At 71.2% G+C, this 14,429-nt stretch carries 9 protein-coding genes; all 9 read right to left on the bottom strand.

Translation table 11 applies throughout. The features are described from left to right. Positions 1-2: 2 nt before the first annotated feature. Positions 3-2,336, bottom strand: coding sequence for a hypothetical protein (locus tag ACK4FB_RS09050; protein ID WP_409750849.1), 2,334 nt, complete (start codon positions 2,334-2,336; stop codon positions 3-5). Beyond that, positions 2,336-2,914 carry a hypothetical protein gene (locus ACK4FB_RS09045; RefSeq protein ID WP_409750847.1) on the bottom strand — a complete coding sequence of 193 codons (579 nt, stop codon included), beginning with the start codon at positions 2,912-2,914 and terminating at the stop codon, positions 2,336-2,338. Before ACK4FB_RS09045 ends, ACK4FB_RS09050 begins: the two co-directional genes overlap by 1 nt. An 89-nt stretch (positions 2,915-3,003) precedes the next feature. After that, a complete protein-coding gene (locus tag ACK4FB_RS09040; protein ID WP_409750844.1) occupies positions 3,004-5,664 on the bottom strand; it encodes a hypothetical protein in 2,661 nt (886 codons plus the stop codon). Further along, positions 5,661-8,018, bottom strand: a complete 2,358-nt coding sequence (locus ACK4FB_RS09035) for a hypothetical protein (protein WP_409750841.1) — start codon at positions 8,016-8,018, stop codon at positions 5,661-5,663. Before ACK4FB_RS09035 ends, ACK4FB_RS09040 begins: the two co-directional genes overlap by 4 nt. A gap of 1 nt (position 8,019) precedes the next feature. Next, positions 8,020-10,605 (bottom strand): glycosyl hydrolase 108 family protein, encoded by a 2,586-nt coding sequence (locus tag ACK4FB_RS09030; RefSeq protein ID WP_409750838.1) that lies wholly within the window; start codon positions 10,603-10,605, stop codon positions 8,020-8,022. A 2-nt stretch (positions 10,606-10,607) separates the two neighbouring features. Next, the gene (locus tag ACK4FB_RS09025) at positions 10,608-11,126 is read right to left on the bottom strand and encodes a hypothetical protein (protein WP_409750835.1); all 519 of its coding nucleotides are present in this window, start codon (positions 11,124-11,126) and stop codon (positions 10,608-10,610) included. A 19-nt stretch (positions 11,127-11,145) separates the two neighbouring features. After that, positions 11,146-13,242: a hypothetical protein gene (locus ACK4FB_RS09020; protein WP_409750832.1), complete on the bottom strand. Its 2,097-nt coding sequence runs from the start codon at positions 13,240-13,242 to the stop codon at positions 11,146-11,148. Continuing rightward, a complete protein-coding gene (locus ACK4FB_RS09015) occupies positions 13,239-13,697 on the bottom strand; it encodes a hypothetical protein (RefSeq protein ID WP_409750829.1) in 459 nt (152 codons plus the stop codon). The genes ACK4FB_RS09020 and ACK4FB_RS09015 overlap by 4 nt, the downstream gene beginning before the upstream one ends. A 1-nt stretch (position 13,698) precedes the next feature. Next, complete coding sequence (locus tag ACK4FB_RS09010) at positions 13,699-14,370, bottom strand: hypothetical protein (RefSeq protein WP_409750826.1); 672 nt, start codon at positions 14,368-14,370, stop codon at positions 13,699-13,701. Positions 14,371-14,429: the final 59 nt, after the last annotated feature.

Genomic DNA, 14,429 nt, shown 5'->3' with positions numbered 1-14,429 from the left:
CTCTAGGCGGTGATGTCGGGCATGGGCTTGGCGATCAGCAGGTCGCCCAGCATGAACAGGCCCCAGTCGCGGGTGCCGACCAGGAACTCGATGTTTTCCAGATAGCGGGGCGGGCTGGTCCCGTTGGTGGCCGGGTTGTCCAGCCAGCCGTCGGCCGTCGGGTTCGTGGCGTAATCCGCGTTGGCGTAGCGGATCTGGTTCGGCGTCTCGAACTTGATCGGCAGGGGGCTGTCGAACGAGAAGCTGTCGCGGAAGTTGGTGCAGCCCTGGCTGGGGTGGCCCACGCCGCCCTTGGCCGCCTTGAAGTTGCGGAACCCCTCGATCGGGTCGGCGCACGTCCCCTCGATCACATTATCCCAGCCGGGCGCCATGCCCACGGTCGTGGTGGCCGTCTCGATGCCGCCGTCGGTCTCGAAGCTGATCCCCTTGTTGGCCAGCCAGACCGGGTCGGTGCTGACCACCACCTGGCTTTCGCGCAGGGGCGGGAAGCACACCGCGACACCGGCAAGCCAGTGCCGGCCGCGATAGAACACCTCGTGCACGAACGGCGGATAGAAGGCCCGCCGCAGATGGATCAGGTAATACTCGGCCGCCGCGTGCCACACGGCCTTCATCACGTTGCCCGCCTGGGTCAGGTGGCCGTCGCCCCAGTTCACGTGCCCCGTTTCCTCGGCCACATAGTAGAAATTGGGCAGGCCGTAATCGACGTGCGAGATCCAGATGTGGTTGAAGTTGGACGCCGGGCCCTTGTCCTGCAGCATGGTGGCGTATTGGGCCCGGCCGAACATGGCCGCCCCGCCGTATCGGGGGCCGCCCGCCTGGGACATGATGATGGCGGGCCGCGCGCTCTGGCCCCACGCCGTCTGCATGTGGGCGAACAGGCTGTTCATCCAGGTGCTGAAGGGGGTGATGTAGTCCTGGTTCAGCCCCTCGTCCGCCTGGCCGTGGTCGAAGTTGATCGACATGCAGTTCAGGGGGTCCACGTTCCCCGCGCCCACGGTTGACGGCGCGGCCCCGTCCAGGTCCTCGACCGTGCTCTTGAACAGGTTCATGGCGTCCAGGGTGCGGGCGCCGCCCGTGGCCGGGTCGCTGATTTCCGCCAGCGACCCTTCGGACTTGGCCACGTTCATCGACACCGAATACCGGCTGATGTCCTTGGCCGCCTGGCCCAGGGCGCGGGCGCGCAGCACCTCGAACACATAGGCGGTGATCACCTCCGGCGTGCCGCCCCGCGCGTTCAGGGGATATTGCCCCGCCGCGATCTGGGCGTCGTTCAGCAGGTCCGGCCCCCGCACGAAGGTCTCCACCAGCGGGTTCAGCTCGGCGGTTCCATACAGGTCATAGACGGCCGTGGCGCCCACGCACCGGCTGGCGTCGCCCACCTGCCAGGCGTTGTAATCCCACCCCATCAGGGCGATCTGGCTGGCGCTGGCGTACAGGCGCGCGTTGTCCGAGCCCGCCCGGAACGACTGGCCAAGGCACAGACGCAGGTTCGCACCCGCCAGATAGCCCGCCAGGGCCGACAGGTCGGTGTTCTTCATGGCCTCGGCCTTGGCCCGCGCGCGCGCCGCCACCCAGGCGCGGTCCGCCTCGGTGAAGCCTTCCTGCTGGCTGGCCGCGCCGCCGCCGCCCAGGCCGATGCGCACGGACGACCCCACGCCGTCCGAGATTTCCAGCGACGGGCCGCTGGTCCAGCCCAGCTCTACGGCGGCGCCGGGCCGGGCCTCGCTGCCCACGCCGTCCCTCACCTGCAGGCCGCCGTCGCGATCCTCGCGCCCCAGCCACAGGCCGGGCGCCTTGACCGCCTCGTCCTCGTCGTCCCACAGCACCTCGGACAGCGGCCCGCGCCAGACCCAGTCGCCCGCGCCGGGGCCGACGAAGGACCACTTGCCGTTTCCGTTCTCCACATTGCCCAGGGGATCGTTCTGGACGATGGCCTGGTCATACAGGGCCGCGCCGGGAATGGCGGCCAACTGGGCCACCGTGTCCACCAGCTTGGACGTGCCCATGTTCAGACCCAGGTTCGTCACCGTGGTCTGCAGCGTCGCCACCAGGTCGCCGGGCGCCACCTGCCCCGGGGCCGTGCCAACATTGCGCCCGGCGGCGGTGCCCAGCTCCAGCGCCTGGCGCCATGACGCCGGCTGGGTCAGGTTCGAGCCGTCGCGCAGGGTGCGCGCCAGCACTTCCGACAGGCGCGCCTGGGGCACGCCGCCCGCCGTCACCCCGTCGCCGATGCGGAAGCGGAAGTCGGTCACATCCGTGACCACCTCCCCCTCGAACAGCACATGGGGCGCCAGCTGGGCGGTCGTTCCAAAGGGCAAGCGGCGGCGGGCCATCAGGCGAACACTCCGTCGTCAAAGGTGAGAGGATCGGTCGGACCGCCCCAGGGGCCGTCGTCCGCGAAAGGCAGGCCGATTTCGTTCAGCACCTGCACCGCCTGGGCGAAGATCAGGTCGCCGGCGGCGTTGAAGATCGGGATGGTCTCGCGGCGCGCGGCTTTCGTCGGCGCGGTGTAGCCGCCCTCGCCGAAGGGGAACCGCAAGGCCTGCGCCTGGTCGCGGCGCCGCTCCTGATGCAGGGCCGTCAGGCCCATGGCGTCGGCCTCGAGGGTGTCGCTGCGCGTGAAGCCGCCGGGCGCGTGGGCCCGCGGGCGGGCGGCGTCCATGTCCCCCGCCACGTGGCAGATATCCCCGTCCTCACAGGCGTGCGCGAGGGCGAGGCGGACCGTGAAGCCGCCGGGCGCCTCGTCCACCAGCTCGAGGGCGTCCCCGCTCAGAACCGTCAGCGTCTCGCCGCGCACGCGCTGCAGCACCACGCCGCCGTTCAGCAGCGGGAAGTCGGCCGGAAAGTCCCTTTGCCCCGCGTGGGCGATGAAGGGTCCGGTCAGTCGGTCATTGACGGGCAGTTCGGCCATGAACGCAGAATGGCCGCGCCTGAACAGCCGCAACGCGGTCCCGCGATCAGGCAGCAAGACATCGCGTGTCGAGGGTTAGCGCCCTACAACTAGGACTCACCAACAGCGTTGGCGAGATCCGGCGCCCGCGTCGGCAGGGTCTCCCCTTCCGGCCACCATTGGCCGCGCCCTTCCCGCTCGATCCGCCGCGCCCGGCGCGCGAACTCCGCCTCGGCCTCCGGGTCCAGCGCCCGCTGCAGATTGTCGCCCATCATGCGGGACCAGGCCGCCCGGCTCCACCACATGGTGGCCAGCGGATTATAGCGGGTCGCCACCCGCGCCGCGTCACGGCCGGGGCGCGCGCCCTCCACCGCCTCGCCCAGGGTCTTGCCCTTATCCAGCCCTTCGGCCACCTGGCCGACATTGCCCACGGTCAGCGCGCCCAGGTCGGCCACCAGCTGGCCGACCGGCCCATAACCCGTCGCCGGCGCGGTCAGGCCGTTGCGGGCCTGGGCCGCATAGAGGAAGTCGCCGAAGATGCCGATGCCGCCGCCCTGGAACAGGGATGCGCCCCAGAACTCCAGCTTGTCCATGGGGCGCGGATCATTGCCCTTGGCCATTTCGCGCAGCTGGATATTCAGCGCGCCGCCGATCGTCAGCCAGATGATCGCCTGACTGGCCAGGCCGACCATCAGGCCCGCCCCGGCCAGGCCGCCCTGCCTGCCGCCGCGCAGGGCGATCTCCTCGGCATACAGGTGACTGGCCGTGACGGTGAAGCCCTTGAACATGTGCAGGCTGCGCATGAACTCGCCCTGCAGGGTGCCGGGGCGGTCCCGCGCCAGCTTGGCCCGCGTCCACAGGCTGGTCTCCGGCGTCAGGAAGCGGGTCTCGATCTCGATGGCTTCGCCCAGTCGCATGGCCAGCTCCGGCAGGGCCACGTCGGCCGGGCGGATGAACTTCGCGCCCGCCTTGGGCTCCCATGCCGGCGTCGACCGGATGACGGCCCAATCCTCCTCGGTGAAGCCACGCGCGTCCAGCCAGTCGCCGAACGCCCGGTCTCCGGCGTCGCCCGCGCGGATCTCCGCCAGGGACCGGTCGCGCAGGTCGTTCAGCCGGCCCATGAATTCGAACCGGTGACTGCGCTTGCGCGCCTGCACCATGCCGGTCAGCCCGCTCATGCGCAGGGTGAACGCGGGCAGTCGGCGGGCGAAGGCGTTCAGGCGCCCGGCGCCTTTCGTGCCCACGGTCAGCAGACGCAGATTGTCCTGGGTGTCGCGGATGAAGCCGTCCGTGGCCTGCTCGAGGATGAAGCCGCTGCGCCGCGCGATCGCCCGCTCGGCCGGGTCCGTGACCAGGCGCATCAGCTGGCCCATGTCGCCGGTCCGGCTCAGCCCCGCGAAGGCGCGGGCCTGCCGCCCGAAATAGGGGCTCGACCCCAGCTCGCCCAGGATCGCCGACCCCAGCATCACGCTCGTCATGCCCGCGCGGACCGTCCCGCTGACCTGGGACAGCTTGCTGTTCACCGGCGCCGACAGGTCGCCGTTCAGGTGCGCCAGCATGTTGGCCGCCGTGGTCACCATGCCCTCGGCCCGATCGCGCGCGCCCGTCACGCCCGCCGCTTCCTCGATGGCCGCCTCGCGCCGGGCGAAATTGGCCAGCCACTCGAACTGGTGGGCCGGGTTCGGGCCCAAAATCTGCATCTGGGCGATGTCTCGCGCCATGTCGTCCAGATGGCCCATCATGGCCTGGAACGGGTCCCCCTCGCCGAAATCCTTCTGATAGGCCATCCAGTCGTCGGCGTTGTTGAAGACGAGAAACCGTTCGTCGCTGCGCCGCTTGGCCAACATGCCCAGGCCGATATGCCCGCCCGGCTGACGCTTGGACGCGCCGCCGGTGGCGATGCTCTCCCACGTCTCCCCCAACACCGCGCGCAGGCGACGCTCGGTGAAGGGCTGGCCGGTCACCCGGTCGATCATCTTGGCCCGCGCCAGCCGGGGCAAGACGGCCTCAATCCACGCGGGACGCCCCATCTGCCGGATTTTCAGCGCGTCGTGGCGTTGTGGCATGCCCCAGTCGCCCAGCTTGCCGATGGCCCCGCCGGCGGCGTTGAACAGGCGCCGCGCCTCCTCCGCCGTTTCCCGCCACGCCAGAGCCATGCCCTTGGCCGCCGCATCACCGGTGTCCTGGCCGAAGGCTTCGCGCACCAGGTTGTCGCCATGGGCGCGCCCGGGCCGGTCAAATCCGGTGCGGGTCTCGAAGGTCTCGATCAGCTCGGCCATGCGCGCGTCGAAGGATCCGCGCAGGGTCCGGTAACGCCCCTCCACCGAGGCGCCGGGCGCGCCCGACAGGCCCGGCTTGTTCTCCACCAGCAGCTCCAGGGCCTTGGCCGCCGCCGCCCCCCGGCTGCCCGGTCCTTCCGGCGGCGGTCCGCCGCCCTGGGTCCAGCCCTCTTTCGGCGGCTTGTCGCCGCCGCCGCCCAGGGCCTGCACGCCCTCATAGCCGCGCCGGGTCTTGTAGCCCGCCACGGTCTCCAGCGCCGCGCGCCGCGTGCGGATGGCCAGCTGGCGGCGGCGGCGCGCCTCGATCGCCTCGGCCTCGAGCCGGGCCATGGCCGCGTCGGCGCCCGCCCGGTCCGCCTCGATGGGGCCCAGGCTCGCCGCCGTCGCCTCGAACGCGTCGTCATAGGCGTCTTCGGCCAGCCGGGCGCTGTCGGCGTCGATGTCGCCCTTTTGCACGGCCTCCGTGATGCAGTCCCTGAAGGTGGCCATCATCCGCCCTTTCCGGGCGCACAGGCCCTCAACACGTTCAAGGCCCGTTCCTCGGCCACGGTCTCGGGCAGGTCATCGAACAGCCCGGCCCGCCCCGCCTCGATCTCCGCATCCTCGGGCTTGGGCTCCAGCTGCGCCCGCTGGCCCGGTCCGGCCGGATCATCGAACGCCTTGGCCGCCTCGCGCGCCGCCATGGACGGGGGGTCCGGGTCCAGCACGGCCTTGCGCTGCAACTCCGCCAGCTCGCCCTTCTTCACCGCGGTGCGGATGCGCTGGATCAGGCCGCGCGAGACCCCCGCCACGGTCGCGTCGCCCTTGGTCACGGCCGCCGCCGCATCAGCGAACGCCTCGCCGATGTCGCCGGCGCGCAGCGACAGCTTGGACACCAGCTCCTGGGCGGCCCGGTCGATGGCCAGACGGGCTTCATTGTCCGACCGCGACAGCACATTGCCGCCCGCCTCGATGGCGTCGGCGTTCCGCACCAGTCCGCCGAAGGTGCGTTGATCCTTGCGCAGGCCCGCCATCACCGCCTCACGGATCTGGCCGCGCGCGATCAGGGTCGACTGGCGCGGCAGGCCGCCGAACAGATCCGTCTGGACGCCTTCCGTCGCAATGAAGTCGTCCAGCATGGCTTCGTGGGTCAGGGCGCGGGCGCCGTCCGTCGACCCGGGCGACGCCTTCTTCAGCAGGGCCACCAGGTCCGCGTGCAACTCGGGCCGCTCGGCCGCCAACTCGCCGATCACCGCGGCGTAGCGTTCGGGGATGACGCCGTTCACCACGGCCCTGAACGCCGGTTCCGACAGGCTGGCCAGCTGGCGGGCCTGGGTGATGAATTCCCCCGACACCGGCAGGGACCGGTCCCTCAGCGCGCCGGGCGCGTCGCGAAACACCTTGGCGGCGTCCAGGATGGTGCCGGACCCCTCGCGCATGTTCTTCAGGGCGGCCACCACGCGCACCTCGCGAGGGCTCCACCCGTCCGCCTCGCGGAACAGATAGCCGTCCAGCCGGGCGTCATCGAACCCCTGTTCCGACAGCCGCACGGCCAGGCCCCGGCGTTGGTGGCCGTCCGCCACGAAGGTGCGCCCCTCGCGGTTTTCGAACAGCAGCACCCGCCCGGCCGCCGTGGCGTCCCATTGCTCCACCCCGCGCAGCCGGTTGGTCACGCCTGCCGCGTCGCCGTCGGCCTTGTATTGGAACGTGGCCGCGTCCGTCTCTGTGGCCAGCGGATCGAACCGCCCCGACCAGATGCGCCGACCGCGATAATCGACGCTGACCAGGCCGTCGTCAGCCGCCGCCCCGGGCAGGATGGTCAGGTCACGTTGCGAAGGGTTGCCACGGGTTGCCGCCGCGCCCGCGAACAGTTCATCAAGCCCTTGCTCAGGCTGGACTTGCGGCGGCAAATCACCTCGCGCCATGGCCGTGCGGGCCGCGTCGAAGTCCGGCGCCGGGCCAATGGCCGCCTCGTCGGCCAGCAGCCGGTCCAGCGCCTGGGCCGTTCCGCGCGTCCCGGCGTCGGCCTCCCCGGCCTGGCGCATCCGGGCCAGTTGGCGCCAGCCCAGCACCGTGGCCGTGCGCCCGGCTTCGAAGACGCCGCCGAACGCGCCCGCGCCGATGACCTCGGTGACCGCCTCCCCGGCGGTGTAGTCCGGGCCGCCGAAATTGCCCGCGTCGGCCGCCCGGCCGGGGACCTGGGCGGTCTCGATACCCATGTTGACGGCGCCCACCACCGCCATGCGCTGCAACAGGGGCCGCCCGGCGCCCGTGACGCCGCCCGTGGCGAGACTGGCCGCCACGTTCACGGGATCCGCGAAACTACCGGCCACCTGCCCGGCGAAACCGCCGACCGCGCCGGCCACGCCGTCCGACATGGTTTCGTCCGCCCGCGCGCGGACCGCGTTCAGGGCAGCGTTCTGGCGCGCCCACAGGTCATCGCGTGAGAGAATTCCCGACAGATCATGGGTCGCCCGCAGCGCCTCGATCCGCGCCTCATAGTCGGCGATGGACGGCAGGCCGTACAGCGCCGCCGGGCCGCGCCCCTCCATATCGCGCAGCCCCCGAACGAACCCGGCCCACCCGCCTTCCGCCCCTTCGGGCGGCAACTCATAGCCCAGCTGCTCGGCCGATGGCGTCAGCCGCTCGCCGGTCAGGCGCTCAATCTCACGGTGTCGCTCGATCAGGACCCCGCGCCATTCCTGCTCGCGCCACCCCGCCACGCGGTTGCGCACCCCGTCTTCCGCATTGGCCGCGACCGACCGCGTCAGGGCGTCCCAGAAGGGCGTCGGCTCATCCGGCGACTGGACCCTAACGGGGTCGCTTCGGTTCAGGTCCTCACGGACGCTGGCGAACACGGGCGGCATCTCAGCGCCCCCGCATCACGGAGCCGGGCACGCGGGTCTCCAGCAAACGCCGGAAGCTCTCGGCCTCGATATTGAACTCGAACGCCGCCCCGCTCCGGGCCGGCACCGCCTCGCCCGTGGCGGGGTTGACCAGCTGATAGCGGCCATTGGGCATGGCGCGCGGCTGAAGCCGCCGTAACGCGCCGCGCTCCATGGGACGCCCGTTCGAATAGACCGGCCCTTCGTCGTGCCGCACCCAGAGATCCGCCGCCAGGTCCAGGGCGTCGTCCAGCCGGTCGGCCCGCAACCAGTCGGGCGCCAGGGCGGGCGCGCCGTTCACCCGCACCACGCCCCCATAGATGGCGCCGTCCCGCTCCGTCGCGCCCAGGGCGCCGTTCAGGTAATAGCCGGCCGAACGCACCATCCCCCGCTGGGCGTCGGCCAGACGCGCGGCCTCCGCCGCCTGGGCGGCCGAGGACAGCAGCCCCGGCAGGCCGGACAGGGCGGGCGCGTAGTCCTGCCCCACCTGCTCGATGCGCCGTTCGCCGCTCTCATAGGACGGCGCGCGCGCCCCGTCCGCGCGCAGCACCATGCCTTCGACCACCCGGTTCACGAACCCGGCGCTTTGCGGATTGGCCGCAAGGCTGGCCACATGCAACTCCAGCCCCCCGCCGGTGCGGCCCACCTCGCGTAGCAGGTCCCGCGCGCCCTCGACGCCCACGGCCTGACCCGCCGCCCGGGCCAACTGCACAGCGGCGGCGGGACTGGCGGCGATCTGGTCCCGGTAGAAGGTCGCGTCCGCGTCGGTCAGCATCCGCGGCGGCACGGAATATTGCTGGCTCAGTTGAAGCCCGGCCGCCCGCCTTTGCCGCAGGGCCTGGCCCCAGGCGCCGAGATCGCCGCCATCGGTCAGGGGCGCGGCCAGGTCGATGGCGGCCACATTGGTCAGGGCGGGGCGCGTGCGGGACCCCATCGCATAGGACATGGGATCGCCCGCGAAACCGGCCTGCTCGCGCATGTTGCCCTGCAGGGCGCTCAGATAGCCCCGGATCTTGGCCTGACGGTTGCGCCAGCCCGGCAGATCGTCGGCGTATCGGGCCGGGTTCTGGGCGGCCAGGCGCTCGAAGCGGGCCATTTCCAGCTGCAGGAAGCGTTCGGGGTCGCCGCCGCTCTCGCGCAGCAACTGGCGCGCCGTGCCGACGCCCCCCACCACGGCGGCCGAGACGGCCACCACGGCAAGGTCCGGCGGCAGATTGTCCCCGTTCATGGCGTCCCAATACTCCCGCCGATAGATGGCGCGCGCCTGGGCTTCGCTCACATCGCCGGCGCGCCACGCGTCCGGGTGCGAACGCTCCGTGATGCCCCATCGCGCCCGGCCCGCGCCGTTGTCGTCGCCGACCAGGCCGCTGCCCTCGAGGTCGTTCAGCAGGAACCCGGCGTAGCTGTCGAAGCCCGCCCCGGCCACGCCGCGCCATTGGCCGCCGCGCGCGCCCGGCCCGCTTTCCCAACCGTGCGCCAGCCGGTAATCCGCCTCAACGATCAGGCCCACGTCGCCGGACGCCCGCGCCATGGCCCGCAACTCTTCCGGGTCCACATCGCCGCCGTATTCCAGCGCGCGCAGAAGGTCGCGGGCCTGCCCCGCCGCCGCCGTGACGGCCGCCCGCTCACTGGACGCCGCGCGGTTCACCTCCGCGCCCATGCGCCGGTCCAGGGCGTCCACGGCCTCGCCGGTCAGACCGGCGAACATGGGATCGCCCGACTGCCAGCGTTCGCGCACATTCCCCTGGAAGGCGGCCTTGCCCTGACTGCCCTCGATCCCGTCGAAGGCGGCCATGATCCATTGGGTGCGGGCGGCCTCCTGGGTCTCGTCGTAAGCCCGGGCCAGCGTCTGCACGTCGATGACGCCCAGACGGTCCGGGTCCGCCTCGAACCGGACGCCGCCGATCTCGAAGGCCTCGGCCGGACCATAGCGCGCCAGCTGGCCGGCGAACCGGCTCATCTGCGCCGCCACCATGCCCGATCCGGTTTCGTCCAGCGGCGCGGCCCGCACCGCCCGGTCCAGCTCGGCCCGCTCGGTGTTTATGCTGGTGACGAACGCCCCGCGCGCCACATCGACGCGCCGGCGCTCCTCGCCGGCCCGCACCTGCGACAGGGCCCGGCCCGTGGTCAGGGTGGCGAACTGCTCGAAGTCCAGATCCAGCTGCGCGTCCCCGGTCGGGGTGAAGGCGGCGCGGGCGGCGGCCACCGCCTCGCCGAAGTTGGTCGGGCTTTCAGGATTGGCCGTCAGCGCCTGATCGACGGCGTCGGCGAAGGCCGATCTCCGCTGGGCCGACATCTGCTCCCGGGCCGCGGTGTCATAGGCCCGATTGCGCGCGCCCCGCCCGCCGCGAACGGCCAGGGTTCCCGCCTGGGTGTCCGCCGCCGCGTCCGACAGACCCTCGCGTGTCAGGGTTTCGTCGGCGATCTCGCGGACTTTTCCCCCAAAGCGATGCACGGCCTCGCCCAGCGCGCCGGTAATCTGGGCCGACGGCGCGCCGCCCTGCCCGCGCGTGTCCACGCTGCTGACCCGTTGGCCGAAGTCGGCGGGGCCGAAGGGACGCCTCGCCATCCTCAGCCTCCCACGAAGGAGCTGGCCACGTCGAAGCCCAGCTTCAGCGAGGCGCCGATCACCTGGTTTTTCGCCGCGTCCTTCAGCTGGATCGACCGCAGGCGTCGAAGGCTGGCGTTGGCGTCGGCGCTGTTGCGCAGAATGCGCCGTTCGCGGTCCGCCGCGTCTCGCGCCGCGTTTCGCTGCGCCACGACGGATCCCGACGACACGTCGATGCCCATGCCGCCCGCCGCCGCCATCTGGTCGCCGATTAGCTGGTTATAGGCCGCGTCGATGGCGTTCACCTGCTCGTCGGCCTGAATGTATTCCTGCCGAGCGGACATGCGCTCCATGCGGGCCTCCGTGCGCATCCCGCCCGCCTTCTGCAGATTGCCCGCGAATTCCATGATCGACCCGGCGACCGACAGGCCCCGGCTCATGCCGCCCAGCTGTTTGCCGCTGAAGTTGAAGCCGCCGCCCTCACCGCCCTGGGCCGCCGCCGATTGGGCCTGTCGCCCCTGAAACGCCTGAACGGCTTTCATGCCTTCACCCTCTGATCGGTCAGGAGGTGATGGTCAGCACGATCTCGCGGATCTCCAGCGGGCCGGGACGGGGTTGCGCAAAATCAATCTGCGCGTCGTCCTGGAAGCCGGGGACTGGAAAAAGCCGGGTCCATCCCTCGAAGGCATCTTCACCGGGACCATGATCCAGCAACGCGCCCGGTCGGCGCTTCAAGGGGACGGTCCACATGGCCTTGCCCGTCATGCCCGCCTTGAGGGCCGCCGTGGGCCCGAGGTTGAAGGCGATCTCGCCGACCCGTGCGCGCATCGAGGCGCCCGCGCGTGGATCCTTCTCCAGCACCATGGGCAGCAACCGCCCCTTGGGCGTGAACAGCAAACCCACCTCCCAGCTGCGCTGGCAGGGGAACGGGAAGGTCACCGCGCCGTCCGTGACCACGGCGTCGCCGGCGTCCCCGCCGTCCAGATACAGCGCCACCGTGCGACCCTCCAGGTGGTGCAGGCCCGTGGCGCCCTCGGCCGGACCGTCGCCGCGCACCGAGGCGTCCAGCATATGCCGCTCGTCCAGACGCTCCAGCCGGTTGGTTTCGACGCCGTCCGCCTCGCGCCGGACGCACACATACAGGTCGCCGGCACGCTCGCCGCCCGCCTCGGTGAAGGCGCCGTCCGTGGTCCATGGGACCCACCCCAGCACCTCCTGGCTCAACATGGCGGACATGACCGCCGCCCCGCCGTCCGCGCGGATGAACAGGCCCAGGTTGGGTTCGGCGGTGTTGCGATGCCGCCGAAAGCCCGCCGCCGTGATGTCGCTCACGATGTGCGAGGCCAGCGACGATAGGGGCGTGGCCGAATAGCCCTGCTGGATGTCGTCATAGGCGGTGATGTAAACCGTGCCGCCGCCCGCCGCGATGAACAGCGACTGGCCGTCCATCTCGAGGATCGGCGTCGCCGGTTCGAGGCCCACCCGCGACGTGCGCACAAACTCCGGCGGCGGCGCGAACGGCGGCGGATTGAAGAACTCGGCCGACTTGGTGAACACCTGCAGGTGGCGGCCGGGCGACAGGGCCATGATGGGCGTGCTCTCGTCGGTGGCGATCTCCACGTCGATGCCCTTGTTCGTCTCGGCCCCCTGGGTGCGCAGGTTGAAATAGAGCCCCGCCATGGACGCCAGCACGGTCTGGGGCCGATCGCGCAGCCCCGCCATCACCAGCCGCTGCTGGAAGAACGCACCGGCCGCGGGCCATCCCCGCGTGACGGACATGACCGGCTCCCCCCCCGGTTTGCCCTGCACCAGGGTGGCCACCCGGATGCCGCCTTCATCGGAGTTGAGGGTGGCCGGGGCCAGCTCTCCCACGTCGTCGGAGCGGTTCTTGCCCACGAAGACCACCTTCAGCTTCTTGTCCTCCGGCGAGGTGACCGTGACGCCCCCGGCGCCCACATTGGTCAGGTTTTCCAGGGCGGCCCGCACCGAGGCGGCAAGGGTGACCATGTTTGTCGAATAGACGATCGACGTGGTGACCTCGCCCTCAAGGCTCAGATTGAAGGTGTCGCCCGCCTGATAGTCGCGGAATTCCAGCTGCTGTTCATCGTTGACGCCGCCAGCCCGCGTGCCGTCAAAGTCGAAGATGGGCACGTTCTCGAACACCACGGCCCGGCTGTCCCATTCGCTGTGGGCGCCCTGGCGGCTGAAGCGGAACGGCGGCACGTCCCGGTGAAACGCCAGAAGGGTGTCCAGGGTTTGGGCCCGGCGCACCTCCGCCACCTGTTCATGGCCGTAGGGCGAAGGGATCGACGCCACCCGCTCGCCGCGCCGGAAGACCTCGGCGTTGCCGTCGGTGACGATCAGGCCATACCGCTGCTCGCCGGCGTCGAAGTCGAAGCTCCAGCGCCGATGCGCCGACAGCGCCGCCGTCTCGCGCCGCACCTCGATCTTGCGCAGGCTCATGACATTCAGGCCGAAGTCGTGGGAACCGATCTTGACCACCCGCCACCGCCGCGCGGTGATGGTCTGACCCGGAGGCGCGGCCAGGCGCCGGGTGCGCAGGAAAGCGCCCAGGTCGCAGGTCGCCACCGTGACCCAGGCGTCGTCGGCGTTCTGGTATTGCAGCGCGACCGCGTCGCGGACGGTGGACGGGATCATGGGATCACCGGAAAGATCGGGTCCCACGGCTGCTGGATGGGCGGCGCCCCCGGATCATCGACCCCCGGCACATAGCTGGCCGGCACGACGGCGAAATCGATCAGGTCCACCAGGCCCACGGCCGTGGGTTCTCCAAAGTCCAGCTCGATCACCACATAGGGGTCGGTTGTCGACAGTCCCGCCGTGGTCACCAGCCGCGTGCCGCTGATCGCAGCCGCCGCCGATCCCCCGTTAGGGGCCGTGGCCGTCACCGTGTCCAGCGGCACGCTCTCGAGCTGGTTGCGGATCCACGCCACATGGGCGAGGCCGCCCCGGCGACGGATCGGCCCTTGCGGGATGGGCAACAGGTTCTCGGCCTCGGCGAGGCTCGAGTAATAGGGCTTCAGGTCGCGCCGTCCGTGGCAGGTCGGATCCAGCGCCCCGCTGGTGAAGGTGGATTGTCGCAGGACCTCCATCTTACGCCCCTCCGATGACGACCCACGACGGGTCATAGGCGAAGCCGTGGCGCTCCCGCACGCCCACCAGCGGCCCGGCGTCCACCCCCGTGGTCAGCTGTCGGGGCGGGGCCAGGCGTGCGTCCTCATTCCGGGCCTGCTGATACAGCCCGCCCTCGCCGTTGTCCTGGGGCGTGCCGAAGGCTTCGGAGGTGAGACGGTTGGCCAAGGTGCGCTGCTGGGCGAAGTCGGCCAGGCGCGCGGCCAGGGCGGTCTGGAACAGGGTCTTGAACCAGCTGGGCCAGTGCTCCGGCGCCACCATGCGGGTGTATTCCGCGAAGACGACGCGGGTGTCAGCCCAGAAGTGACGCCCTACATCTAGGACGTGAACGCGGCGGCCCTGGGCCGGGTCGGCATGGTCGCGCCAGGCGTGGACCGCGCCGGTCAGGTCGCCCGGGCGCGCGAAGCGGTGCGCCATGGGCGCGGCCTCGGCCGGGTCGGGCGCCACCTCGGCCAGGCGGGCGATCTGGTTGGCGAAGGTCCAGCGGTATTTAGACAGCAGGTCCCGTTGAAGGTCGGGGAAATTCCGCGCGCAGAAGGCGCCCAGGGGCGTCTCCTCGGTGAAGCTTTCGATGGCGTCGCCGGCGATCCGGTCGATGGACAGATTGCAGATGGCGATGGCGGCGTCGGACATGGCGGAACCCGGTCAAAAAAAGGGGCGGCGGCGCGAACCGCCGCCCCAGTCGGCTCAGG

It is taken from the genome of Brevundimonas sp. (assembly GCF_046299535.1).
Lineage (GTDB): Bacteria > Pseudomonadota > Alphaproteobacteria > Caulobacterales > Caulobacteraceae > Brevundimonas.
The sequence above is the reverse complement of the archived record's forward strand: the minus strand, read 5'-3'. Positions and strand labels throughout refer to the sequence as shown.